Source organism: Oribacterium sp. P9, assembly GCF_046365365.1.
Classification (GTDB): domain Bacteria; phylum Bacillota; class Clostridia; order Lachnospirales; family Lachnospiraceae; genus Oribacterium.
Genome location: NZ_JBKEIS010000006.1, coordinates 1 through 24,548, shown reverse-complemented (window position 1 = coordinate 24,548; position 24,548 = coordinate 1). Strand labels below are relative to the sequence as shown.

General features: G+C 55.0%; 17 protein-coding genes, 1 pseudogene and 1 riboswitch. Of the genes and pseudogenes, 6 read left to right on the top strand and 12 right to left on the bottom strand.

What is annotated here, in order from left to right; translation table 11 throughout:
* Positions 1-61: 61 nt before the first annotated feature.
* The 4 genes from ACK8P7_RS05390 to ACK8P7_RS05375 all read right to left on the bottom strand — a co-directional run bounded on the left by ACK8P7_RS05390 (position 62) and on the right by ACK8P7_RS05375 (position 5,738).
* Positions 62-2,167, bottom strand: coding sequence for a glutamine synthetase III (locus ACK8P7_RS05390; RefSeq protein ID WP_410043201.1), 2,106 nt, complete (start codon positions 2,165-2,167; stop codon positions 62-64).
* Positions 2,168-2,567: 400 nt separating this feature from the next.
* Positions 2,568-3,170 (bottom strand): ANTAR domain-containing response regulator, encoded by a 603-nt coding sequence (locus tag ACK8P7_RS05385; RefSeq protein WP_410043200.1) that lies wholly within the window; start codon positions 3,168-3,170, stop codon positions 2,568-2,570.
* 20 nt (positions 3,171-3,190) lie between these two features.
* A complete protein-coding gene (locus ACK8P7_RS05380; RefSeq protein ID WP_410043276.1) occupies positions 3,191-4,399 on the bottom strand; it encodes a glutamine synthetase family protein in 1,209 nt (402 codons plus the stop codon).
* 136 nt (positions 4,400-4,535) lie between these two features.
* Positions 4,536-5,738, bottom strand: coding sequence for an LL-diaminopimelate aminotransferase (locus ACK8P7_RS05375; RefSeq protein WP_410043199.1), 1,203 nt, complete (start codon positions 5,736-5,738; stop codon positions 4,536-4,538).
* A gap of 381 nt (positions 5,739-6,119) precedes the next feature.
* On the opposite strand from ACK8P7_RS05375, the gene asnB reads away from it, so the two are divergent.
* Positions 6,120-7,706 carry an asparagine synthase B gene (asnB, locus tag ACK8P7_RS05370; protein WP_410043198.1) on the top strand — a complete coding sequence of 529 codons (1,587 nt, stop codon included), beginning with the start codon at positions 6,120-6,122 and terminating at the stop codon, positions 7,704-7,706.
* Positions 7,707-7,837: 131 nt separating this feature from the next.
* On the opposite strand, the gene ACK8P7_RS05365 is transcribed toward asnB, so the two are convergent.
* The 3 genes from ACK8P7_RS05365 to ACK8P7_RS05355 all read right to left on the bottom strand — a co-directional run bounded on the left by ACK8P7_RS05365 (position 7,838) and on the right by ACK8P7_RS05355 (position 11,996).
* Positions 7,838-8,527, bottom strand: a complete 690-nt coding sequence (locus tag ACK8P7_RS05365) for a hypothetical protein (RefSeq protein ID WP_410043197.1) — start codon at positions 8,525-8,527, stop codon at positions 7,838-7,840.
* A 284-nt stretch (positions 8,528-8,811) separates the two neighbouring features.
* A complete protein-coding gene (locus ACK8P7_RS05360) occupies positions 8,812-10,512 on the bottom strand; it encodes a glutamine--tRNA ligase/YqeY domain fusion protein (protein WP_410043196.1) in 1,701 nt (566 codons plus the stop codon).
* Positions 10,513-10,703: 191 nt separating this feature from the next.
* Positions 10,704-11,996: an ATP-binding protein gene (locus ACK8P7_RS05355; protein ID WP_410043195.1), complete on the bottom strand. Its 1,293-nt coding sequence runs from the start codon at positions 11,994-11,996 to the stop codon at positions 10,704-10,706.
* A 306-nt stretch (positions 11,997-12,302) separates the two neighbouring features.
* Here ACK8P7_RS05355 and ACK8P7_RS05350 point away from each other — a divergent pair, with 306 nt between their 5' ends.
* A complete protein-coding gene (locus ACK8P7_RS05350; RefSeq protein ID WP_410043194.1) occupies positions 12,303-13,610 on the top strand; it encodes an MFS transporter in 1,308 nt (435 codons plus the stop codon).
* 210 nt (positions 13,611-13,820) lie between these two features.
* Here the strand turns inward: ACK8P7_RS05350 and ACK8P7_RS05345 are convergent, their stop codons facing one another.
* The gene (locus ACK8P7_RS05345; protein ID WP_410043193.1) at positions 13,821-15,305 is read right to left on the bottom strand and encodes a M14 family zinc carboxypeptidase; all 1,485 of its coding nucleotides are present in this window, start codon (positions 15,303-15,305) and stop codon (positions 13,821-13,823) included.
* Positions 15,306-16,120: 815 nt separating this feature from the next.
* Here ACK8P7_RS05345 and ACK8P7_RS05340 point away from each other — a divergent pair.
* Positions 16,121-17,575, top strand: a complete 1,455-nt coding sequence (locus ACK8P7_RS05340) for a DUF3810 domain-containing protein (RefSeq protein ID WP_410043192.1) — start codon at positions 16,121-16,123, stop codon at positions 17,573-17,575.
* A gap of 127 nt (positions 17,576-17,702) precedes the next feature.
* On the opposite strand, the gene ACK8P7_RS05335 is transcribed toward ACK8P7_RS05340, so the two are convergent.
* Positions 17,703-18,800, bottom strand: a complete 1,098-nt coding sequence (locus tag ACK8P7_RS05335; protein ID WP_410043191.1) for a hypothetical protein — start codon at positions 18,798-18,800, stop codon at positions 17,703-17,705.
* Positions 18,801-19,022: 222 nt separating this feature from the next.
* A riboswitch (THF riboswitch) is annotated at positions 19,023-19,124 on the top strand.
* Positions 19,125-19,180: 56 nt separating this feature from the next.
* Here ACK8P7_RS05335 and ACK8P7_RS05330 point away from each other — a divergent pair.
* The gene (locus ACK8P7_RS05330; protein ID WP_410043190.1) at positions 19,181-19,795 is read left to right on the top strand and encodes a folate family ECF transporter S component; all 615 of its coding nucleotides are present in this window, start codon (positions 19,181-19,183) and stop codon (positions 19,793-19,795) included.
* A 304-nt stretch (positions 19,796-20,099) separates the two neighbouring features.
* Positions 20,100-21,605 carry a bifunctional folylpolyglutamate synthase/dihydrofolate synthase gene (locus ACK8P7_RS05325; RefSeq protein WP_410043189.1) on the top strand — a complete coding sequence of 502 codons (1,506 nt, stop codon included), beginning with the start codon at positions 20,100-20,102 and terminating at the stop codon, positions 21,603-21,605.
* A 60-nt stretch (positions 21,606-21,665) separates the two neighbouring features.
* Here ACK8P7_RS05325 and ACK8P7_RS05320 read toward each other — a convergent pair whose 3' ends face one another.
* From ACK8P7_RS05320 to ACK8P7_RS05310, 3 genes are read right to left on the bottom strand one after another with little or no spacing between them, the layout of a single operon-like run.
* Positions 21,666-21,821: a hypothetical protein gene (locus ACK8P7_RS05320; protein ID WP_410043188.1), complete on the bottom strand. Its 156-nt coding sequence runs from the start codon at positions 21,819-21,821 to the stop codon at positions 21,666-21,668.
* 13 nt (positions 21,822-21,834) lie between these two features.
* A complete protein-coding gene (locus ACK8P7_RS05315) occupies positions 21,835-22,470 on the bottom strand; it encodes an RloB family protein (protein WP_410043187.1) in 636 nt (211 codons plus the stop codon).
* Positions 22,442-23,632, bottom strand: a complete 1,191-nt coding sequence (locus ACK8P7_RS05310) for an AAA family ATPase (RefSeq protein WP_410043186.1) — start codon at positions 23,630-23,632, stop codon at positions 22,442-22,444. Before ACK8P7_RS05310 ends, ACK8P7_RS05315 begins: the two co-directional genes overlap by 29 nt.
* A gap of 306 nt (positions 23,633-23,938) precedes the next feature.
* Here ACK8P7_RS05310 and ACK8P7_RS05305 point away from each other — a divergent pair.
* A pseudogene (locus ACK8P7_RS05305) lies at positions 23,939-24,478 on the top strand (methylenetetrahydrofolate reductase); the annotation flags it as partial.
* Positions 24,479-24,548: the final 70 nt, after the last annotated feature.

Below are 24,548 nucleotides of genomic sequence, written 5' to 3'. Positions count from 1 at the left end.
CTTAAGTTTTTCTGACGCGGTCGTAAGAATTTCGTAATGGGGTCAGACCCCATTAACTTGATTAACGAAGTGAGAACAGGAGCTTCGAGTAAGTCGGGTACGGGAGGTAGGTCTCCGGGATCATCTCTTCGGCTGCGTCGACCGGGGCACGGAGGGCATCCATGTCGGCGAGGATGGTGTCGTGGTACGCGGTTGCGAGGGCGAGGCTGTCGGTGATCTTCTGGGTCTCGGCGAGGTCCTTCTCGAGCTTCTCGACGGCGAGGCCGATCGCTTCGGATGCGGCGTCGAGCTTCGTGAGGATACTGGTCTCGAGTGTGCACTTCGCGCCGGCGAGTACCTGCTTCTTCTGGATCGCGGTGTCGGTGAGGGCGGTCTCGTATGCCATCAGGCCGTCGGTGAAGTCCTTCTTGACCATCTCGAGCATGGTGAGTGCCTCGATGCGGATGGTCTTCGAGTAGTTCTCGAGGTAGATCTCATAGCGGGAGTCAATCTCGATCTCGGTGAAGACGTGGTGCTTTTCGAAGAGCTCCTTGTTCTTCTTTGCCTTGATCTGCGGCATCGCCTCCGGGAGGGACTTGAGGTTGTAGAGGCCTCTCTTCTCTGCCTCGGCTACCCACTCATCGGTGTAGCCGTTGCCGTTGAAGATGATGCGTCTGTGCTTCTTGAGGAGCTCCTTGACGAGCTTCATCGCCTCTGTCTCGAGGTCCTTCGGATCGACATGCTCGAGCTTCGCGCAGATCTGGTCGAGTGCCTCCGCGACGGCGGTGTTCAGTACGATGTTAGGGTCTGCGACAGAAAGTGAGGAGCCCGGCATACGGAACTCGAACTTGTTGCCGGTGAAGGCGAACGGTGAGGTACGGTTACGATCGGTGTTGTCCTGTACGAAGTGTGGAAGTACGTGTGCACCGGTCTCGAGCTGCTTCGAATCCGAGGCGGTGAAATCCTCGCCGTTCTCGATGGACTCGAGGACCTTCTCGAGCTCGTCGCCGACGTAGATGGAAACGATGGCTGGAGGTGCTTCATTTGCGCCCAGGCGGTGATCATTGCCCGCGGTTGCGACGGATACACGCATCAGATCTGCATACTCATCCACTGCACTGACGATACCCATGAGGAAGAGCAGAAACTGAACGTTCTTCCCCGGCGTCTTGCCCGGATCGAGCAGGTTCTCACCCTCGGAGGTGATCATGGACCAGTTGTTGTGCTTACCGGAGCCGTTGATGCCCTCGAAAGGCTTCTCGTGCAGGAGGCATGCATAATTATGCTTGTCGGCGACCTTCTTCATCATCTCCATCGTGAGCTGGTTGTGGTCGACGGCAATGTTGGCGGTCTCAAAGACAGGTGCCAGCTCGTGCTGTGACGGCGCCACTTCGTTGTGCTTGGTCTTCGCCGGAACGCCGAGCTTCCAGAGCTCCTGGTCGAGGTCGTGCATGAACTCGGATACCTTTGGCTTCAATACGCCGAAGTAGTGATCCTCCATCTCCTGTCCCTTCGGTGCCGGAGCACCGATCAGGGTACGGCCGGTGAGCATGAGGTCCTCACGCTCGTTGTAGAGGTCCTTATCGATCAGGAAGTACTCCTGCTCGGAGCCGACGGTGGTATCGACGCGGGTGACCTTCTCCTTGCCGAGGATGTGGAGCAGCTTCGTCGCAGAGTCACTCAGGGTCTCCATGGAGCGAAGCAGCGGGGTCTTCTTATCGAGGGACTCGCCGGAGTACGAGCAGAATGCGGTCGGGATGTAGAGGGTGCCGTCCTTGATGAAGGCTGGGGAGCTCGGGTCCCATGCGGTATAGCCGCGGGCCTCGAAGGTGGCGCGGAGGCCGCCGCTCGGGAAGGAGGAGGCATCCGGCTCGCCCTTGACGAGCTCCTTGCCAGAGAACTCCATGATCACGCCGCCGTTCTCGGTCGGAGAGATGAAGCTGTCATGCTTCTCTGCGGTCAGGCCGGTCATCGGCTGGAACCAGTGTGTGAAGTGGGTCGCGCCGAGCTCCAGTGCCCACTCCTTCATCGTCGCTGCGACGGTATTCGCCACGTCCAGCTCCAGATGGGATCCGTTCTGGATGGTCTTGTGCACTGCCTTGTAGATGTCCTTCGGCAGTCGCTCGCGCATCACCTTGTCGTTAAATACAAGGCTTCCGTAAAGCTCAGGAACCGATGTAGTACTCATAATTTTCTCCTCCTAAAAAAGATATATGGTGGTTGGTGATCCCCACCACATTTCGATGTCCATCTGTCGGCGATCGATACGATCATGACCGATTTACATGGAAATGCGGTAGGTATAAAAAAAGAGGACAATGGGGCACAGGAAATACGATTCCCGGACCCCATTGTCCTCTTCGTTTACAGATTTGATTTAAGTTACAAGGAGACAATGCCATGCAATACGCCTTCGGCGTGGGCATTGTCGTTTGATTTTGCCACCTTCGTGGCAAAACGGGCAAAGCAGCTTTGCTAAAGCAAAGCTCTGAATACGCTCGCCGCTAAGGCCTCCTAAGGAAACCTTAGGAGCTATGTCTCGCCGCCCGGGGGCGTACATGCGCCGCTCCGTGCTTCGCACGGCCCTCTCATGTACCTACAATAATTCTTCCGCTCCCGCGGATGATCTTCAGGGCGACCTCTCGGCGGGTGACGCTGCCGTTCATGGCCTGGCGCTCGAGGTACTTGTGTGCCTCTCCCTCCGTCATGCCCTGCTTCTCGATGAGAAGGGCCTTCGCCCGGCTGACGTACCGCTCATCCTCGAGCTTCCGCTGCAGCTTCGCATTTTCCTCGAGCAGGCGCTGAACCTTACGGCTCATCGCGCCGAGCATCTGGATCGCTGAGACGAAGGTGCCGGTGCTGATCGGTCTCGCCAGGACCGTGATGCCGGTGTCGCCGGCACGGTAAAGCACCTGCTGATAGGCTTCCTTCGACACGATGAGAAGGATGCTCATCGCCGGATATTTGACACTCAGATCGAGGATCGACTGAACGCCGGAATCATCCGACAGCGGTGTGTAGATGATCAGGAGATCCGCCCGTTCTTCGGTGAGCGTCTGCTTCACCCGCGCCATGGACGGCTGGAAAGTCACGCGACCGAAGCCAGCGGGCAGTATGCCCTTGATCTGGACGGCGATCTTTTCAGATTGAGCCGCGATCAGTACGCTGCTCCTTTGCTCCGTTCTTTCCATGTGACTCTCCCTAAGTGTTTCTAAAGAATAGTGTATGCCTCGAAGTACTCCTCTGGTACGATCGACCGGATGAACTCGGAGCTCTGTGCGTAAGCGGCAGCCTCGTCGAGTGACTGCGGCAGGCGCTTCAGCTGATCCGTGATGGATGCGTCCGCCTTGAACAGGTTCACATCCAGCGGTGCCATCGGCTCGAGTCCGCGTTCGATGCCATCGAGGCCGGCGTAGATCAGCAGGGCGAAGGCGAGGTACGGATTCGCCATCGGATCCGGTGAACGGAGCTCGAAGCGCTTGAGATCCGAGCGGCTCGCCGGGATACGGATGAGCTGTGAGCGGTTCTGCTCGGACCAGCTCACGAACTTCGGTGCCTTCATATCACCGAGACGCTCGTAGCTTTCCCGGGTCGGATTCAGGAAGAGCGTCATCTCGCGGATATGCTCGAGGATGCCCGCCATGAAGGCGGCGCTGTGATCGTGCCCATCGCGGGACTCTACCGACATGTTGATGTGCATGCCGTTGCCCGGCTTGCCGGCGAGTGGCTTCGGCGAGAAATCAGCCCAAACGCCATCCGATGTCGCGATGGACTTCACCACCCACTTGAAGGTGGAAGCATTGTCCGCCGCTGTCAGCGGATCGGCATAGCGGAAGTCGATCTCGTTCTGCCCCGGGCCCATCTCGTGATGACTCGCCTCCGGACGGATGCCCATGTCCACGAGGGCGAAGCTGATGTCGCGGCGGATGTTCTCACCGTGGTCCTCCGGCGCGATGTCCATGTAGGACGCCTGGTCCTGCGGAATCATCGTGCGGTTGCCGTCATCGTCGAGCTTGAAGATGTAGAACTCGACCTCGGTGCCGAAGTTCACGTGAATGCCACGGTCGGCCGCCTTCTCGACCGCCTGCTTCAGGATCCAGCGGCTGTCCTTCTCGAAGGTCTTCCCATCCGGGTACTCGATGTCACAGAACATCCGCGCCACTCGGCCATCGACCGGACGCCACGGCACGATCGACATGGTCGTCGGATCCGGACGAAGGAAGATGTCGGAACGGACATCGGCCCCGAAGCCGCACACCGAGCTCGCGTCGATGCTGATCCCCTCGCTGAACGCACGCTTCAGCTCATCCGGCATGATCGCGATGTTTTTCTGGACGCCGAACACGTCGAAAAAAGCGAGTCTTATAAACTTGACATTCTCCTCTTCCACAAACTCGAGGATGTCTTCATACGAATTCATATCCTTCACCTCAACATCATCATAGGTTTTAAATATTGTATTACTTAAATCGATCATATGTAAACTCGCTTTTCCATCAGAATACAGTACTTTTTTCAGTGTCCTCTACTTAATGGGGTCTGACCCCATTAAATTTTTATAAACTCATCGACTGGACGAGCTTCTCGAAGCGGGCCATTGCCTCGCGGGTGTTCTCGTGGGTGGAGAAGGCGGTGAGGCGGAAGAACTTCTCGCCGCTCTTTCCGAAGCCGGCACCCGGCGTGCCGACCACGTAGGCTTCGTTCAGCAGCTTATCGAAGAAGCTCCAGCTGTCCATGTCACCCGGACACTTGAGCCAGATGTACGGTGAATTCTTGCCACCGGTGTAGTAGATATGAAGACGATCCATCGTTTCGGTGATGATGGCGGCATTGTCCCTGTAGTACTGCAGGTTCTCCTCGATCTCCCGCTCGCCAGCCTCGGTGAAGACGGCCTCTGCACCGCGCTGGGTGATGTAGCTCACGCCGTTGAACTTCGTGGTCTGGCGGCGAAGCCACATCTTGTTGAGGCTCGCGCCGTCACGCTTCAGGGTGTCTGGCACGATGGTGTAGCCGCAACGGGTGCCGGTGAAGCCAGCCTTCTTCGAGAAGCTGCAGAACTCGATCGCGACGTCACGTGCGCCCGGAATCTCGTAGATGCTGTGCGGCAGATCGCCGGTCACGAAGCACTCATAGGCGGCATCGAAGAGGAGGATCGCGTTGTTCTCCTGTGCGAAGCGCACCCACTTCGTGAGTCCCTCGCGGTCATAGACGGCACCGGTCGGGTTGTTCGGGCTGCAGAGGTAAATGATGTCGGCCCGGTACTCTGGTGCCGGAAGCGGCAGAAAGCCGTTCTCTTCAGAAGACATCGCGTAAATGATCTTTCGCCCGGACATCATGTTGGTGTCGACATAGACCGGATAGACCGGATCAGTGACGAGCACCGTGTTGTTCTCATCGAAGAGATCCAGGATGTTGCCGAGATCGGACTTCGCACCGTCCGAGATGAAGATCTCGTCGAGGGCGAGCTCTACGCCGAACTTCTTATAATAAGACTGAATCGCTGTCTTCAGGAAATCGTAGCCCTGCTCCGGACCGTAGCCACGGAAGGTCTCGGCCACGCCCATCTCCTGCGCTGCCTTCACCATCGCATCGACGACGGTCTTCGGCAGCGGACGGGTGACATCACCGATCCCCATACGGATCAGCTGACTGCTGAGCTCCGGATGCGCGGACTGCCACTCACGGATACGACGCGCGATCTCCGCAAAAAGATAGCTTTCATTTAATTTCAGATAGTTTTGATTGACGCTTGCAGACATTTTTATACTCCCCAGCATGAAATGTTGAATGTTCGATATGTATTTTTCAAATGAAAAAAAGGGCATGGACTCTCTGGTGAAACCAGGACGCCTTTGCCCTTTTGATGACATTATAATTTCGGAAACGCGAATGTCAAGAAATCTTTGATTGAAAATGATTATGGCTGGTATTCACTGTTCCGTTCAGGCCGCCCCGCCTGCCCCTGCCTGATCCGAAGTGTAATGCAATCCGCGAATACCTCCTATTCCAAATCGACGCTTGACATTCTTTTCGCACCGCTTCATAATGTGGAGCATCAATGGACGGCAAAGGTGTCGCGTGTATCGCTACATCTCTGCCGTCTTTTTTTGTTTAAGATTTTACTTAGGGAGAGTAACCATATGTGCAGTATTATCGGATTCTGTGACAAGCGCGCACAGTATGAGGTTGTGAAGGCCGCGCTTCTGAAGACCACATCGAGAGGACCAGACGATACCCGTATCGTCGACACCGGTAACGGCTACCTCGGCTTCAATCGTCTCGCCATCATGGGCCTGACCGACGCCGGCATGCAGCCGTTCGAGCTGGATGGCTCCTACGTGGTCTGCAACGGCGAGATCTACGGCTTCCGCCCGCTGCGTGAGAAGCTCGCGAAGGAGGGCTATACCTTCCAGTCCGATTCTGACTGCGAGATCCTGCTTCCGCTCTGGCGTGAGCTCGGCACCGAGATGTTTCGTATGCTCGACGCGGAGTTCGCGCTCATCATCTACGATGCTGAGGCCAATGACTACATCGCGGCGCGGGATCCGATCGGTATTCGTCCCCTCTACTATGGCACCACCGACGACGGCACGCTGGCATTCGCCTCCGAGCCGAAGAACCTCGTGGGTCTCTGCCATGAAATCAAGCCATTTCCACCAGGACACTACTATAAGGATGGCCAGTTCGTCTGCTATCACGATCTGTCCGTGGTGCACAAATACAACACGCACGACGATCTCGAGGAGATCGCCCACAACATCCACGATCTTCTCGTCGAGGGTGTGAAGAAGCGTCTCGACGCGGATGCACCGGTCGGCTTCCTGCTTTCCGGTGGTCTCGACTCCTCCCTCGTCTGTGCGATCTCTCAGAAGCTTCTGAAGAAGCCGATCGAGACCTACGCCATCGGTATGGATGTCGATGCGATCGACCTCAAGTATGCACGTGAGGTCGCGGACTACATCGGCGCAAACCATCACGAGGTCATCATGTCCCGTGAGGATGTTCTGGCCGCCCTTCGGGAAGTCATCGCCACCCTCGGAACCTACGATATCACCACCATCCGTGCGTCCATCGGCATGTATCTCTGCTGCAAGGCGATTCACGAGCAGTCTGATGTCCGTGTACTCCTGACCGGTGAGATCTCCGACGAGCTTTTCGGCTACAAGTACACCGATTTCGCACCGAGCGCCGAGGAATTTCAGAAGGAAGCCGAGAAGCGTATCCGCGAGCTGCACATGTACGATGTGCTTCGTGCCGACCGCTGCATCAGCGTAAACTCTCTCGAGGCACGCGTACCGTTCGGAGACATTGACTTCGTCGACTACGTGATGCACATCGATCCGGAGAAGAAGCTGAACCACTACCATAAGGGCAAGTATCTCCTTCGCCACGCGTTCGAGGCCGATCATCTCCTGCCGAAGGACATCCTCATGCGTGAGAAGGCCGCCTTCTCCGACGCCGTCGGTCACTCCATGAAGGATGACCTCGCGGAGTTCGCCGAGAAGCAGTATACCGACGCGGAATTCGAGGAGAAGCGTCAGAAATACACGCACGCGAGGCCGTTCACGAAGGAGTCTCTCCTCTACCGCGAAATCTTCGAAGAGTACTATCCGGGACAGTCCCAGATGGTCACCGATTTCTGGATGCCGAACAAGACCTGGCCTGGATGCGCCGTCAACGACCCATCCGCCCGCGTCCTCTCAAACTACGGCGACTCCGGAAAATAATCCGATGGTTAACGGCATAGCCGTATTAACCTATACTCCCTAAGGCAAACGACCTGTCCCTCGCGGGGCAGGTCGTTTGCTGTCTGGTGATCTGACAAAGCCCCGGAGGGCCCTGTCTTTTCCGTTTTCTATTACTCTTCTGTGATGGTTGCAGTGGCTTCTGCTTCCTCCGCTTCCTGCTTCACTTCGGTTGCGGCATCTACAGCGGCCTTTGTAGCCGCGTCCTTTGCAGGCTCCTCTGCCTTCGGCTCGGCGTCCTTCCCGGTCGCTTCTGTCTTCGCGTCTGCGTCATCCGCATCCGTCGTGAAGAACTCTACCTCGACGTCGCCGTCATCCTCTGGCTCGATGTCGATATCCTCCGCCTTTTCCGCAGACGCCACCTTCACCTCTTCGGCATCTGACTTTGCGTCCTCGTCATCTACATATGGATACGAGATGTGCTCGACGTTCTCATCGACGACATCATCATCCTCGTCGCAGCTTCTGAGCTTCTCATCGAGGGCTTCCTTTACGGTCTTGTATGCGTCCTTGCTTGCGTCGACCGCAAGGTTCTTCGCATCGACGGCGAGGTTCTTTGCGGCTACACCGATGTCCTTCGCTGCGGTCTTGAAATCTTCCTTCGTCTGGCTGTTCTTCAGGGTCGTGTAGGATCTCTTCGCGGAGTCCTTCACCTCTGAAGCGGACTCGAGCACATCCGTGAAGTCCTGATCGACCTCCTCGGAAAACTTCTCATACTTGTAGAGATAGGATACAGCGGCGGCAACACCGCCGACCAGTGCAGCGAATCCGACGAGACCACCTAAACCTTTTTTCTTGCCCATAACGATATCCTCCATCCGGGCCGCTTTCAGCCCGTTTCTTCATTTCGGTGTCTTCCGTATCTGAATCTACAAATCGATACTGCTGTCAGGCACCACCAGTCCATTTTTCATTTGTATCGCTTAGAATCTACAAATTCGATACTGCTATCATACCACGATTTCGCCGATATATACATACCCGCATCGTGGTTACAAATGTTCGAATTTCGTAAGGGGGTCTGACCCCATTAAATTTTTATAAACAAATTCTAAAGTCATAGTTTATGGGGTCAGACCCCATAAACTCAGGCCTGGGTCGGGAGCTTGAAGCTGGACTTCAGGCCGACGATGCGGTTGTAGACCGGGTGGCCTTCGGTGGAGTCCTTACTGTCGACGCAGAAGAAGCCGTTTCGTACGAACTGGAAGCTGTCGTATGCCTTCACGTCCATGAGCTCCGGCTCGACCATGCAGTTCTCTACGACAGTGAGGGAGTTCGGGTTGAAGTTCAGGGTGCCGTCGTCGTTCAGCTTGCCCTTCTCTTCGTCGATCAGCTGCTCATACAGACGGACGGTCACCTGACCTGCGGTCGGAGCATTGACCCAGTGGATCGTGCCCTTCACCTTACGTCCCGTGAAGCCAGAGCCCGACTTGGTTTCCGGATCATAGGTGCAGTGAACGACGGTCACCTTTCCATCGGCGTCGGTCTCGTAGGAGGTCGCCTTTACGAAATATGCGGACATGAGGCGGACCTCGTTGTCGACATAGAGCCGCTTATACTTCTTCGGCGGATCGATCATGAAGTCGTCGCGCTCGATGTAAAGCTCGCGGGAGAACGGAACCTGACGGCTGCCGAGTTCCTCATTCTCGAGGTTATTCGGCACCTCGAGCATCTCGGTCTGGCCCTCCGGATAGTTGTCGATCACCAGCTTGATCGGGTCAATGACGGCCATCATACGCTTATCCTTCAGCTTCAGGTCCTCGCGAATACAGTACTCGAGGAGACTGATGTCACAGCTGGAGTTCGCCTTCGAGATACCGCTCAGGGTGACGAACTGACGGAGGGACTCCGGTGTGTAGCCACGACGACGAAGAGCCGCGATGGTGACGAGACGTGGATCGTCCCATCCATCTACGACGCCATCCTCTACCAGCTTCTTGATGTAACGCTTACCGGTGACAACATTGGTCAGATACAGCTTCGCGAACTCGATCTGGCGAGGCGGGTGCGGGAAATCACAATTCTTAACAACCCAGTCATAGAGCGGGCGATGATCCTCGAACTCCAGTGTGCAGAGGGAGTGCGTGATGCCCTCTACGGCGTCCTCGATCGGGTGTGCGAAATCGTACATCGGGTAGATGCACCACTTGTCACCGGTGTTGTGGTGATGCATGTGGGCTACACGGTAGATGATCGGGTCACGCATGTTCAGGTTCGGGGATGCCATGTCGATCTTCGCACGAAGGGTCAGGGTACCGTCTGCGTACTTGCCGTCCTTCATGTCCTGGAAGAGCTGAAGGTTCTCTTCGATCGGACGGTTACGGTTCGGGGACTCCTTTCCAGGGTTCGTGAAGTCGCCACGGTACTCGGTGATCTGCTCTGCGGTGAGATCATCGACGAAGGCGAGTCCCTTCTTAATCAGAAGGAGGGCCTTCTCATACATGATATCGAAGTAATCGGACGCGAAGAAAATGCGGTCCTCGAAGTCGGCACCGAGCCACTTTACGTCACGCTCGATGGCCTCGACGAATTCGGTCTTCTCCTTCATCGGGTTCGTGTCATCGAAGCGGAGGTTAAACTGTCCATGGTACTCCTGCGCCATTCCGGAATTCAGAATGATCGACTTCGCATGGCCGATATGCAGATAACCGTTCGGCTCCGGTGGGAATCGTGTATGTACGTGGTCATAAACGCCCTCGGCAAGATCCTTCTCGATCTCACGCTCGATGAAATGCTTCGACTCTGGAGCCTTCTCCTCCAGCACGCCGTTCTCGTTTCTTGTTTCCATAGACATAGTATAGCCTCCTAAAAATGAAGTACCCAAAATTATAGCATATCGGGGCGCCGTTATACAAGGGGATATGCAGGAAGCGGCCCGGAGAGCCAGTTCAGAGAGCGTAACAGTTCAGCCGGGGGGTGAAGATGCCATCCCGGCTCTCCCAGGAAGTTTGAGGCTACTCCTCATTCGCCACAACTCACTCAAAGCAGTTCTTTCGTTTTCCGCGCCAGATACAGTGGTAAATTTGTAATTGCACCGTCTTTTCGATAGCCGCGTCTGGAATACCGAAGCGCGTGTTCAGGATGATGGTCCGCAATGTACTTTTTGAACGACGGCGCAGATCTGTCCTCGCCGCCCTTAGCCTCTACCGGAATGACCTCTGTGCCATGCTGGATAAGAAAATCAATTTCACTGTTCTTGTCCGAGTAGTAACGAGGATCCACCTCAAATTGTCCACGGAGCTGTTGCAGAATGTAATTTTCTGTCAATGGCCCTTTGAACTGAAAATCCGTTTTCAACAGAATAGCGCTGTTGTCAATACCGGCCATATGCTTGAGCAAACCGGTATCAAACATAAACAGCTTAAACTGGTCCAGCTTATCAAAAGCAGCAAGTGGATGTTCTGCCTTGGAAACATTGTAGATACGGTTTAACATCCCGGCAGAAACCAGCCACTCAATCGCTTCTTCAAAGTCACGTGCACGGCTCCCCTCCCGGACCGCACCGTACATGAACTTCTCGTTTGACTTTGCAAGCTGCGAGACAATGCTTCGGAACACCATCAAAATTCGGCCGCTGTTGACTTTTCCGTTGTGCTTGGAGAAGTCGTTCTCATAAACCTCTATCAGTTCGCGCTGAATCTGCGTGATCTTTGCCGGATCTTTATGTGTGATCCACGAAGAAACGCACTCTGGCATTCCGCCGATAATCAGGTAATAGTTATACGCCTCCAGCAGTCGGTTGTGGAAAACATCTTCAATCACCTGCCCCTTCTGGATGCTACAATAATAAGCATATAGGCGTTCGTCGCTTGCCTCCAGAAATTCATCAAAAGTCAATGGATAGATGTCCAGCAGATTCACCATTCCAACAGGGTACGATTTCGGCTGTGCCAGAAGTGTACCGAGCAGACTTCCGGCGGCAATCACATGGTATTCATTTGCTTTCTCTTTGAAGTATTTCAACGTGTTGAGCGCCTCCGGGCATTCCTGAATCTCATCGAAGATAATCAGCGTTTTTCCCGGCAGTATTTTTTCGCCCACAATCATGGAGAGAAGTTCGATTATCCGCTGCGGATTTTTATTTGCTTCAAAAATGGATTTCAGCTCATCTTCCTCATCAAAGTTGAAATAAACGAAATTATCATAATAATCGCGCCCAAATGATTTCATCAGCCACGTTTTTCCGACCTGTCGGGCACCCTTCAGCACCATCGGCTTCCGATCTTCGCTGTTTTTCCATTTAATTAATGTCTGTATCGCATTTCGTTTCATGAGAATCACCGTCCTTCCTGAATCTCACACTGTTGTAGCACATTTTTCTGCAATTATCGAAGCAGCATTCACACATTTTTCTGCGTTTTCAAGTCGAATTACGCACATTTTTCTGAATTATTCACTTGAACTATACACATTTTTCCAGGTCAATACAATAAGTTTTAACACATTTTTCTGAGTAGGCAGAACTGTTACTCTTAGTCCGGCTGCTTTTTCCTCATTCGCCTGCCTGCAATTCGGTTTTTTCCGGGAAGTGTGCTAAACTGATTCTAAATGTGAATTTTTGAAACGAGGTTTATGAATATGGAAATCACAAAGGAACTCAAATGGCGGGTGCTGAACCACCTCTACCTCGGCTACATCCTGAGCGGTGCGGTCATCACGATTTTCGGTGCGATCCTGCCGCATCTCATCGAGGAGGAGCAGCTGAACTACGCGGTCGCAGGCGGCCTGATCAGCATCCTCGCGATCGGCAATTTCTGCGCCTCCATCATCTATCCGCTCGCGAAGCGCCACTTCTCGCATCGCGTGGTCGTGGTCGCCATCACCAGCCTCTCGCCGATCGTCATGTTGCTACTGACGATCCACCCGCCGGTCGCCTTCATGTACCTACTGGTGTTCGTCCTCGGCATCACGAAGGGCACCGTCACGATTATCAACAACCTCGCGATGAACGTCGCGACAAACAGCTCGACGAAGTACCTGAACATCCTGCACACCACCTTCGCTGTCGGAGCCTTCGCGAGTCCCTTCATCATGGCCGCGCTCCTCGCCCTCGGCTTCCCGTGGCGCATCATCATGTACATCCTCTGCGTCTCCGGCGCGATCTTCCCGCTGAACTACTGGACCATGGACTACCGGATGCTCGAGGAGCCGCAGCCGTCCGCGGCCAATGCAGGCGACCACCACGCAGATGGCTGCAGCACAGCGAAACCGGAAGGCACCATGCCGAACCCGGCTGCCGATGCAGCGCAGGGTGGTGACGGCAGTGACGCCGGATGCATTGAGCAGGGACAGCCTGCCGGCGCGCCGAATCTTCAGGCACTGCTCACGAACCGCAGCTTCCTGATCATCACCTTCATCATGTTCATGTACGTCGGCTTCGAGAACACCGTGAACGGCTGGTTCGTCACTTACCTGAAGGACACTGGGGTCATGACGAGCGCGCTCGCCACCGCGATGGTATCCGTCACCTGGGTCATGATGATGGCCGGTCGCGTGGGTACCGCGCAGTTCTTCCAGAATGTGAATAAGCTTCAGATCATCCTCGTGAGCGCCCTCATCGATTTCGTCGCGATCGTGCTCCTCGTGAACACCCACACCGCGACGATGGCGGCCATCATCATCGCCGTACTCGGTCTCGGCATGAGTGCCATCTACCCGACCACCGTCGCAGCCGCCGGCCCGATCATCGAAGGCTCCACCATGGGCCTCTCGCTCCTCACCGGCATCAGCGCCATCGGCGGCATCCTCGTCCCACAGATCATCGGCATCCTCGCGGATCACGTCGGCATCGCCGGCGCGATGGTCACCGTCGTCCTCACCGTCGGTATCATGCTCGCGCTCTCGATCCTCGCCGTCCTTCGCGACCGGAGAGGACTCATGGGGTGAGCATATGAATTGTCTTATCTTTACAGCCTATAGAACCTGAACACTGTATCTTCTCCCTATTCCGTAGACTGATGGCCATATTCGACGCTTAAAGTGTCTGCAAAAAATCAGCCGGGTGAAAATCCACCCGGCTGAACTTATGCTAAAGAAAACACGGAGGGCGGACGCTTTCGGCGTCCGCCCTCCTTTTCTATGATGAAAACTTAAATTTTATGCGCCGAGGCCGACGAGGAGATCCGGCAGGATACCGTCGTTCTCGGTCCACATCTGGGTGATCTGCGACTCATCCACCGGCGAGGTGCCACGGCCGAGCTCGATCGTCACGGATGGGATATCGAGCTTCTGTACGGCCCAGTCCTTGAAGCCCGCGGCGTCCGTCTGTGACCAGGTATTCGAGATGGTATACCCTGTGTTCTGATGGACGACATTGGCCAGATACTGCCCCTTCGCCTTATAGTTTCCGGTCTCGCCGAAATACCAGTAGATCACGCGGCCCTGTGTGTGGTAGCTGATCGTGTAGTCCGGCCTAAGCTGTCGGCAGAGGTTCGCGAGCGCCTTCGACTCAACCTCACTCTCCGGCCCCGTGCCCTTATAGAACATGTTCGACGGGTGATCGACCTTCGGGGTCGCCTCCTGCCAGAACGCGTCGAAGTTACGATTCAGGTTGACACCGTTGATGTTGTTCTTCCACTTGCGAAGGTAGGTGGCGAGGTCCGTCACCTGATCCTGCGCGGCCATGCTCATGACCATCGTCTTCGCCGCCTGCGTATTCAGCGCGTCGACACCGCCCTGTACGAGGGTGATGCCGTCCGGGTTCACCATCGGTACGAAGTGAATGCAGGTGTTCTGGAGCAGCGTCGCGACGGACTGACCATGGTAGAGCAAGTTGTTCTGCTGCATCTCCAGCAGCGCCACGATCTCCCGCATCACGAGCTGGGAGCTGATGTACTCACGTGCGTGAATGCCGCCGTGCACGAGGATCTTATGCGGAGCGGACGGATTTCCGACCACCACGTGGTAGAGCTGGCGACCATCGATGGTGTTCCCGAGGACATCCATCTGCATCTTCGGATAGGTCGCCTTCAGGCTATTGAGGTCGACCTGCATCTCCTGGTAGGTATAGGTGCCGACGTTGCTGCAGTAGTAGCCGGCCGGGAGCGGCACGGTACTGAGTGCGTTCAGGACATTGGAGCTGCCACTGGTCGATGTGCCGCTACCGAACAGCTGATTGAGACTGCCGGTGCTGCCCACCGCGCCAGGGACCGTCGGTCCGAAGCTCGTCATGCCGATACTGTCGGCCGGTGTGCTGGCACTGTTGCTCACCAGCGCCTGGTTCGAGCTTGTCCCACTCGCCGACGTGATCGCCTGCATCGTGGATGCATTGACCGACGCCAGGGTTTCAGAGCTCGCTGCCTCCGCACCACCGATCGTCGCCTGCGTCGTACCACTCTGATTCGTGCTGCCGGCGCTGGCCGTCGTGCCCTCCAGTGCGCCCGTCGCTTCGACGATCCCCGTGCTGCTTTCGCTGCCACTCGTACCGGTCGCCCCCGCACTGTAGTTTGCGCCACTGGTCTCCGCACTCGCCACGATCGGCGTCACGCCCGACGCGATCGTCCCGGCATACGCCGTCGTGCTGAGGCTCGCCATCATTGACATCGCCATCGCAGCCGCGACGACGGATTTCTTCTTTATCATAATGTATTGTCTCCTCGACTATAAGAAAACTGATTTTCACTCAACTTTCTGATTATACCGAATTCGCTTTTTCATGTGAATGGTCAATTTTTTTAAAATAATCTGACAGATGTGGGACTGCTACTGTTCAGGCAGGCGAGGGACCCGGAAATTTTCACTTAGGAACCGGGTGAAATAGATGAAGATGGATGGCACTATCCAATAACCGGTTGATTTCGAAATCGTTGATAATTTTAGCAACATCTATCATTTTTGTGTACGGAGCTAAACTATCCAAGATTTTCAAATAGGGCACTTATTGGATAGTTTTCTGCGAAATCAGGCATACGCATAAAAGCGTACTATCAAATAATCCTCGCTTTTTAAAATAGTAGATATGTATTTCTGACTTCAGAGAAGAGTTTCTTTCGCCAAATATCCAATAAACCATCTTTTTTTAAATGCTGGATACGCGAGTCCGGATTCCTCTTAGGAAATAAGGCTTTTCGTATCAAGTATTTTTGAAATCGCCTAATAGTGGATATTTTGCAGCCGCCTGTCATGCTTACAGTCAAAAAACATATCCAGTATTTTTATAATCAAACCATATTGGATAGGAACGTTGGTCAGGGGCTGCGGATGGGCGGTAACGGAGGCACAGTACTCCGAGACCGCCCATCCAGCTCCTGCCTGAATCCAGTTAACGAGTGAACAGTAACTTACTGTTCACTCGTGGCTCGGCGGACGGCAGCCATGCCAGCCTTGACTTATCTGTGTTTAAACAGTAACGTCTATATTATGTTCCTGCGTAAGCAGGGTTAAATGGAGAAGTTTCGATGTTTAACTTTCATATCATCAAAACCAAAACCAGTGCCGCCATACCATCTCACTCGCAGCGTGTCTACCTGCTCGTGCTGCTCCTCGATCTGCTGGCGCTCGCCGCAAATCAGCTGGCGATCCACTCATCTACCTTCGCGGATGCGTACTCTCACTACGTGTATCGCGTGCTGAGTCTCGGCATCGGCTCCGTAATGGGCCTGCTGCCCTTCTCCGTGGTGGAGCTGCTGCTCTACGCGACGATTCTTTTCGTGCTCTTCGATTTCGCGAAGCAGCTGTGCCGTGCCCTCCGTGTGGGCGCAGCTTGCGTGCATTCTGCACGCATATCGCAGGATGCCCAGACGCATCTTCTCGCCGCCGTCGCCCGCCCGCTGCGCCGCTTCCTCGGCCACCTCTTCCTCATCCTGTCCACGCTGCTCGTGCTCTACGTCTTCCTCTGCGGCATCAACTACCACCGCACGAGCTTCTCTGAGGAGGCCGGCCTCAGCGTAACGATCGACGCGCACGGCACGGTCTACGACGAAGCGGACCTCATCGCGCTCTGCGACTACCTCGTCACGGAAATCAACGACACTGAGGCGCAGCTCGCGGCGACCACCACATCGGATGCCAATGCAAACGTTCTCCGCGCACATACCTCCGCGGGCGCGGACGCCGCAGGCACCACCACTGAATCCGCGACCGCCACTGCCGAAGCTTCCAACACCGACACCGCCTCGGCCTCCGCCACTGAATCGCCGACCACCACCGTCGGAGCTTCCGGCCCTTCCGCTGCCGACGAGACAGCGGCGACCACCATCCAGGTCGAGGGCGTCTGCATTGGCCAGACCTCGGAGACGCCGAAGCCGTCCGCCGCCTGGCTGTGGCACGCGGGACGCACGGGGCAGCGCGCGATGGAGAAGCTCGGCCAGCGCTACCGCCGCCTGTCGGGCCACTACCCGTACCCGAAGCCGATCCTCAACACCTGGATCCTCAGCGTCCAGCAGACCACCGGCGTCTACTCGCCGTTCACCGTCGAAGCAAACTACAACCGCGATATCGCCTACTACGACATCCCGTTCACCATCTGCCACGAGCTCTCCCACCTCCGCGGCTACATGCAGGAGGAGGAAGCGAACTTCATCGGCGTGCTGGCGACGATCGGCGCGGACGATCTCTACTTCAACTATTCCGGCTATGTCTCCGCCTGGGTATACGCGGGCAATGCACTCGCCCGGATCGACAGCACCGCCTTCGCCACGCTGTATAGCCGGATCAATGCGCGCACCCGCCAGGACATGCTCTACAACAACGCCTACTGGCAGCAGTTCGAGGGAAAGCCGGCCGAAGCGCACGAGCAGCTGAACGACGCCTACCTGAAGATGCAGGGACAGACGTCCGGCGTCCGTAGCTACGGGCACGTGACAGACCTTATGCTCGAATACTTCGAGAAAAACGGGACGCTGGCACAATAGCGGGGTCTGAAAAATAAAGGCATCATCCGGATTTACTATAGTGAAGACTGAAAAACGACTGAAGGGGCGCATCAGAATGAAGTTTCTGATGCACCCCTTATATTCTGAGTGTTATATTGCGCTTCTTTTACGACTTCGCTTCCAAGAACTGAAGGAAGCTCTTCGCGGCGTCCTGTCGCTCTGACTTTACGGCGAAGCCGAAAATCGGCGTAGTTTTCTGATACAGTGCGTTTTCCGCGAGCCATGGAGCACCCGTGAGGACGATGCCGACCGGAATCGGCTTCTGCATCTTCGCCGGGTCCGGCATCACGAACTCCTCGCGCGGCTGCACGGTCGCGAGGCCCATGAGGTTCGCCGCAAACGCGGACATCTCGTCGAGGGTCTCTGCGGTCGTATTTCCAGATGCTGCCGCGCCAGTGCTCTGCTCTACGCCTGCCTCGCTTTCGATATCCGCTTCAGACGCCAGCCGAGTATCGCCTGCAGTGGCGCTGCTGCTCTGCTCCGCCTCTGTCTGATTTCCGGACGCTTCCTCGGCAACTGCCGGCTGCGCATCCGCAGCGGCGGCCGCGCTGGTCTCCGCACCGGCTTCCGAAGAGACGTCCGGCTTTCGAAGCGTGTCGCTGTTCGCGATGGTTTCGTCGGCGCCGAGGCTCATCTCCTCGAGATCGCCGTAGTCCGTCTGGTCGAGCAGCTCCTGCACATGCTGGTCGATATAGTAAACCTGCCCGGCGGCCTCATACACCGCGAGGGTCTCGTCGTCCAGCACATCGCGGAGATCGACGAAGGAGCCGTTCAGCGCGTAGTAGGTGAAGACGCCCGGGTCCGCGACCATCACATCGATCTCGTGCGACTGGTAGAGCGCCGCGATCTTCGCATTCTGCGCCATCGAAAACTGACTCTGGTCGTTCGGATTGAAGGTCGCAGAGGTGTCGACAAGAATCTTCTGCTTCTCGTCATCGAGCCCTGCCGCCTCGGCGAATGCTTCCCCTGCGGCTTCATCCGCCTGACCGCTCAGGTCCTGGCCGCCGGCATTGAGCAGCATCGCATAGAAGCCCGTCGGCTTGTTGTGGAGGATCGTCGAGCCGACCGACCACACGAGCCCGACCAGCACCACCACGCCGAGAATCCAGAACTTATAATAGTCGAAAATATACTGCAGCTTCTCGCCGAAACTCAGGCGGCTCAGCTTCTTCTTTTCCTTCTGTAGCTCATCACGAAATGCCATTTGTTCTCCTATACATAAAACACAAGCGAAGTGGCAGGCGGAGGCCGGAGAGCCGGGAACCGACGCCATACGAAGAGTTCGTGCTTTAGTTCCAGACTCTCCGGCCCCTGCCCAAACTGTCACAAAAATTAGTATATATTTTAACAGAAAGCTGTTGAAATATCCACTTTACGCGCCCACCAATCTGTTCTATAGTTTTTATGTAAGTAACACAACATGTTTCGCAGAGTAGACGCACGAGCGTACAGTGCCTTCCGAACGGGGAGTTTGTCGGGAGGACGAAGCCGGTTTTCCGGCGCGGTTCGGGTGTCGCATCCCGCTGCAGTGAAGATTAGACGCTAACCTTCTTTGTAGTCAGGGGCTGCAAAGGAGGTATTTTTATGCAGAAATTCACTACAAAAACCATCGTATCCCTTTCAGTTCTTGTCGCTCTCCAGATCGTTCTGACAAGATTCTGTTCCTTCAGCGCATGGAACGTCCGCATCGGCTTCGGCTTCGTAGCGCTCGTCATCGCCGCGGTCGTGCACGGTCCGGTAGCCGCTGCCCTCGTCGGTGGTCTCGGCGATATGATCGGTGCCATCGCGTTCCCGACCGGCTCCTACTTCCCGGGCTTCACGCTGACCCAGGTGCTCATGGGCATTTCCTTCGGCCTCGCGCTGTACCGGAAGCCGCTTCATGTGTCCGACGCCAATGCCGTCGACCCGCACGCAGATGGCGCTGCCGCCAGCGCACTGGATGCCGCTGCATCCTCGGTGCTGAACGCCGCGCTTCCGCTGCCGGTTCGTGCGACCTTCGCGGTGCTCTTTAATCAGCTGGTGCTGAGCCTTCTTATGAACACGCTCTGGATCTCCATCCTCTACGGCTCCAGCTTCACCGGCCTCCTCACGACGAGAGTCATGCAGGCGGCGGTCACCGCACCGATTCAGATTGCCGTGGTGCTCACCCTCGCCGGCATCCTGCGCCGCCGCGATATCCAGCAGGTGCTCGCCGCGTAATGCATATCTGATTCCTATACTTTCGGTGCCATGCGCCCGGAGGGATGGCAACGGAAACACAGTACTCCGAGTCCGGTAAACTCTAAGCCGGGGACCCTAAGTGGCACTAGGCCCTCTGCAATCACTGCGTTTTCTTTATGAAAACGCAGCGTTGACAGAGGGTTCCAGGGAGAGATAACACCAAGTGCCACTAAGGGGACCCGGCTTGATTTTACACGGACTCTCCGTATGGTTTTCGTTGCCATCCCTCCGGTCTCCGGCATGAACGTACTAAACAAATTGAATTATCAGGAAAGAAGAAAAAATGGACTGGAATGAAGCCATCGCGCTCCTTCACGGGGCGAACTGGAAACATACGAAGATCGGGCTCGAGCGGATGCGGGATTTTATGCACGCGCTCGGCGATCCACAGGAGAAGCTCCGCTATGTGCACATCGCCGGCACAAACGGGAAGGGCTCGGCCTGCGTCATGACCCAGTCGATTCTGACGGCGGCGGGCTTCCGTACCGGTCTCTATATCTCGCCGCACCTCGACCAGTTTAACGAGCGTCTCTCCATCGATGGACAGATGATTTCGGATGCGGATCTTCGTCGTCTCGCCGGTCGAGTACGTGCTGCCGCAGAGACCCTCGGCGAGGAGCCGACGGACTTCGAGATGATCACCGCGATGGCCTTCTGCTGGTTCGAGGAGCAGCACTGCGAGCTCGTCGTCCTCGAGGTCGGCATGGGTGGACGCCTCGATGCAACGAACGTCATCTCCTCTCCGGAGGTCTGCGCGATCATGCACATCGGCCTCGACCACACCGAATTTCTCGGGGACACCGTCGAGAAGGTCGCCGCGGAAAAAGCCGGCATTCTGAAACCAGGTGCCGACTGCGTCCTCTACCACCAGCTCCCGGGCGTCATGAACGTCGTGCAGCAGCGCTTCGCAGACGTGAACCGCGACGCAGCTGCACGCACAGATGCAGCCACATACGCTGCGAACACAGCGGATTCGTGCTGCGCATCCGGCGCAGCTGGCACCACCGATGGTGCCTTCGACATGACCCACTCAAACCACGATGGTGCCAGCACGAAATCGGCAGCAGCGCGCCTCGTCATCACGGATCCGACGGCCTTCACCGCCCGCGTGCGGACGATCGACGGGCAGGTCTTCGACTACCGGAACCGTTTGGATCTCCGCATCCAGCTGCTCGGAAACTACCAGATGGAAAACGCGATGGCTGTGCTCGACATCATCAACTGTCTGATCCACCGTGGCTTCGGCATCTCTGAGGATGCCATCCGCACCGGTCTCGCCCAGGCTACCTGGCCAGGCCGCTTCGAGGTCCTCTCGCGGGAACCGCTTCTCATCGTCGATGGTGCACACAACCCGAACGGCGTTGAAGCCCTCGTTGACACGATCCGCGCTTACTTCCCGGACCAGAAAATCAACTTCGTCATGGGCGTCATGAAGGATAAGGACTACCATACCATGCTCCGCCTCATCGCCCCGTACGCTGCCTGCTTCATCACCGAGCTCCCAGACGCACACCGCGCTCTCCGGCCGGAACAGTTGAAATCCGAGATCCGCGCGTACTTCGACGGCCCGGTCGAAACCGCCGACTCCGTCACCGCCGCCGTACAGCGCGCGATAGAAATCGCAGGCGATTCCAGGGGCACTTGCTGCACCGGTGACGACACCGTGCGGAGCGAGATAGCGATTGCGGACGATAGCATTGACGAACTCCATATGAACAGACAGCCGATCACCATCTGCTTCGGCTCCCTGTACCAGGTCGCCGACATTCGCCGCTACTTCCGGAAATAAGTCACATTTATAAAAGAGCTGTTCGCATGACCATGCGGCAGCTCTTCTGCGTGAGTCCTCCTATATTTCTCCAATCTCTTCAAGCGAGAGCCATCCATTCTCTTCGCCTGATTTCTGTCCTACCGATAGTTCCTTCATCAGGCGAAGAGTGGCCTGCGCTCGGTCATAATCTTTACTGCCACAACCACTTTCAGAAACGGGTTTACTATTTGGCATATGCGCTTCCCCTCTATATAGATCTTTTGCTATTCAAAAACTCAACCAACTCATAGACCGTCGTCACCGGGTTACTATCTCTATGAACTATTTCGATATGCTCTTTACGCAGGTACTCCACACGTTCTTTTGCCCGTTCAATCGCTTCCTCCTGATGTATTTGTAAAAGTCTGAATACATCTCCGTTTTTCTCATAATTATCCAGATATCCCTTGCCTTTTAAAAGGCTGATGACCGTATCGCAATCTTTCAAATAGCCATTTCTTTTTTCGAAACGAAGCAGGTACCAGTATTCAAAGCATGGATTGGAGTAAGCGATCCTGTAACCCTGTTTTTCTGCATAATCCACTGCCTGATGAAGCTCCTGATTTTTATTGTCATCGCAGTCAAACACACACCACAACTGATCTCCATCTTCAGGATAGTAATCGGATTGAGAAATCAACGCCTGTGCATGCTTCACCAGATGCTCTGCCGCCCTATGCTTCGACGATATCGGTATGACATCCACAAGACAGTTCCTGGAACGAAAGTGCCTGAAATACAGTGTCTCTGTTTCCTTTCCTTCACATATGATATAAATGATCGGTCTTCGTTTACGTCGTGCTACTTTATTCGGGTTATACTCTTTTCTGAATTTCGCCGCCATCATCACCTCCTATAAAAGGCACCGCACCGAATCGTCCCCGGAGATATCCTTTTCGCACATCTTCTCCCTTTCGCGGAGAGAAGGAGGCCAGCGAATACAGCTCGGTCGCGCAGGTCTTATCATCCTTTTCGGCAAACCATATCTGATCTCTACGGAAAAATTTGAGATCCAGAAGCATTGCATCATGGGTTGTGAACAGAAGCTGTGCCCCATTTACGTTCACATGCTGATCCTGTATCATCTCGATAAATCTCTTCGTCAAAAGCGGGTGCAGACTGTCTTCGATCTCATCCACCAGTAAGAGCGCACCCTGATCCAGCGCCTGGAGCCAGCCACCGATGCGTGCGAAAAAGCGTTGCGTGCCTGCCGACTCCTGATCCATCCGAAGCTGGAAATACTCGACGCTTCCATCCTCATGAATAATTCGATGCGTCGTCGTAATCACGGGTGCATGCCCGGATATGCTTTTAATGCTGACATCCGAGATACCGAGGTCTGCCAACATCAGTTCCTTTAAAATACGCATTTTCTTCGTATCACTGCTTAAAATCTGTTCCACCGTTTCTGATCTTGCCGGCTCTTCCTCCATCAGAAAAGTCAGTTTTTCAAAAAACCACATATAGGCATTTTCCGTCTGTGGAAGATTCCAGTCATTTGAAGACACGAGATAAAGCTTGTTATCCGGTGTGCGATTGCTTAATGCCGTCTGCTCATTGACATTCTCACGAAACTCATAGACACCATGATCTCGGGAAAAGATCATGGCTTCCCGCCCGTTCGGCCAGTAGTACAGATACTCTGTGTGAATCCGGTTTTCGTCGAAGGAAAAACCATAGGCGTAACGCACACCATGATACATAAATACTGTTTCGAATGCGGTCGGATTTGCGTTCCCACCGAATGGCTCCCACGGCAGCTTCTGTCCCTTTAATAGCTTCGCGGCATCCCCGACGATCATATTTTTCATCGTTTTCATCGCATGAAGAACATTACTTTTTCCTGCTGCATTTGCTCCATAAATGGCAATCGCCGGAAGAAGCGTTTTCTTCTTATCCGGATGCAGCAGATTTTCTCTGAAGGATGTATCTTTTGAAGCAGTGAAGCTGATAACCGCGCTGTTTTTGATAGACCGGTGATTTTCGATCGTAAATTGAATAAGCATGTCACATTTACCCCTTGCTCTTACCCATGTTGCTCTTTCCCCTCTATCATACCAGCAAAACCGCAAATTTAAAGCTTTTAATTTGCATTTTTGAAGTAATTTTGCAAAATATTAATTTAAATGTTTTATGATCTTTTTTTACCGTTTGAAATCATAAAAGAACAGGCAACGATGTAGGAACAGTCCGCCTTATAACCTCCATCTATAACGGCGCCTAAATTTTACGTATTATACTTTTGATTCATTCCCCATTAAAATAAGTAAGATATTTTCACATTATATCTATACACGACGAGGTTTTACTATATGAAGATTATCGATATTTTAAACCAGGATCAGATCACACTTTCCTTCGAGGTGTTCCCACCGAAGAAGATCGAGAAGTATGATTCCGTGCAGGCGGCGACGGAGGGCGTAGCGGCACTCCACCCGAGCTTTATGTCCGTGACCTATGGTGCGGGCGGCGGAACCTCCGAGTTTACGCTGAACATCGCGAAGAACATCCGGGACAAGTACGGGGTCGAGGTGCTGCCACATCTCACCTGTGTGTCCTCCACGAAGGCACACGTGCACGAAATGATTCAGAAGTTTAAGGAATACGGCTTCGAGAACGTCATGGCGCTGCGCGGTGACATCCCGGAGGGCGGCACGCCATACGACGACTACCACTATGCGAGTGAGCTCGTCGCGGACATCAAGTCCCAGGGCGACTTCTGCATCGGCGGTGCCTGCTATCCGGACGGCCATGTCGAGTGCGCCCACAAGGATGACGACATTCGGAATCTGAAGCGCAAGGTCGACGCGGGTGTCGACTTCCTGACCACGCAGATGTTCTTCGACAACGCGGAGTTCTAACTGCTCGCTCGGACCGGCCCAGATGATTCCGATCGTGGAGCGTCTCGTGAAGGCCGCCCAC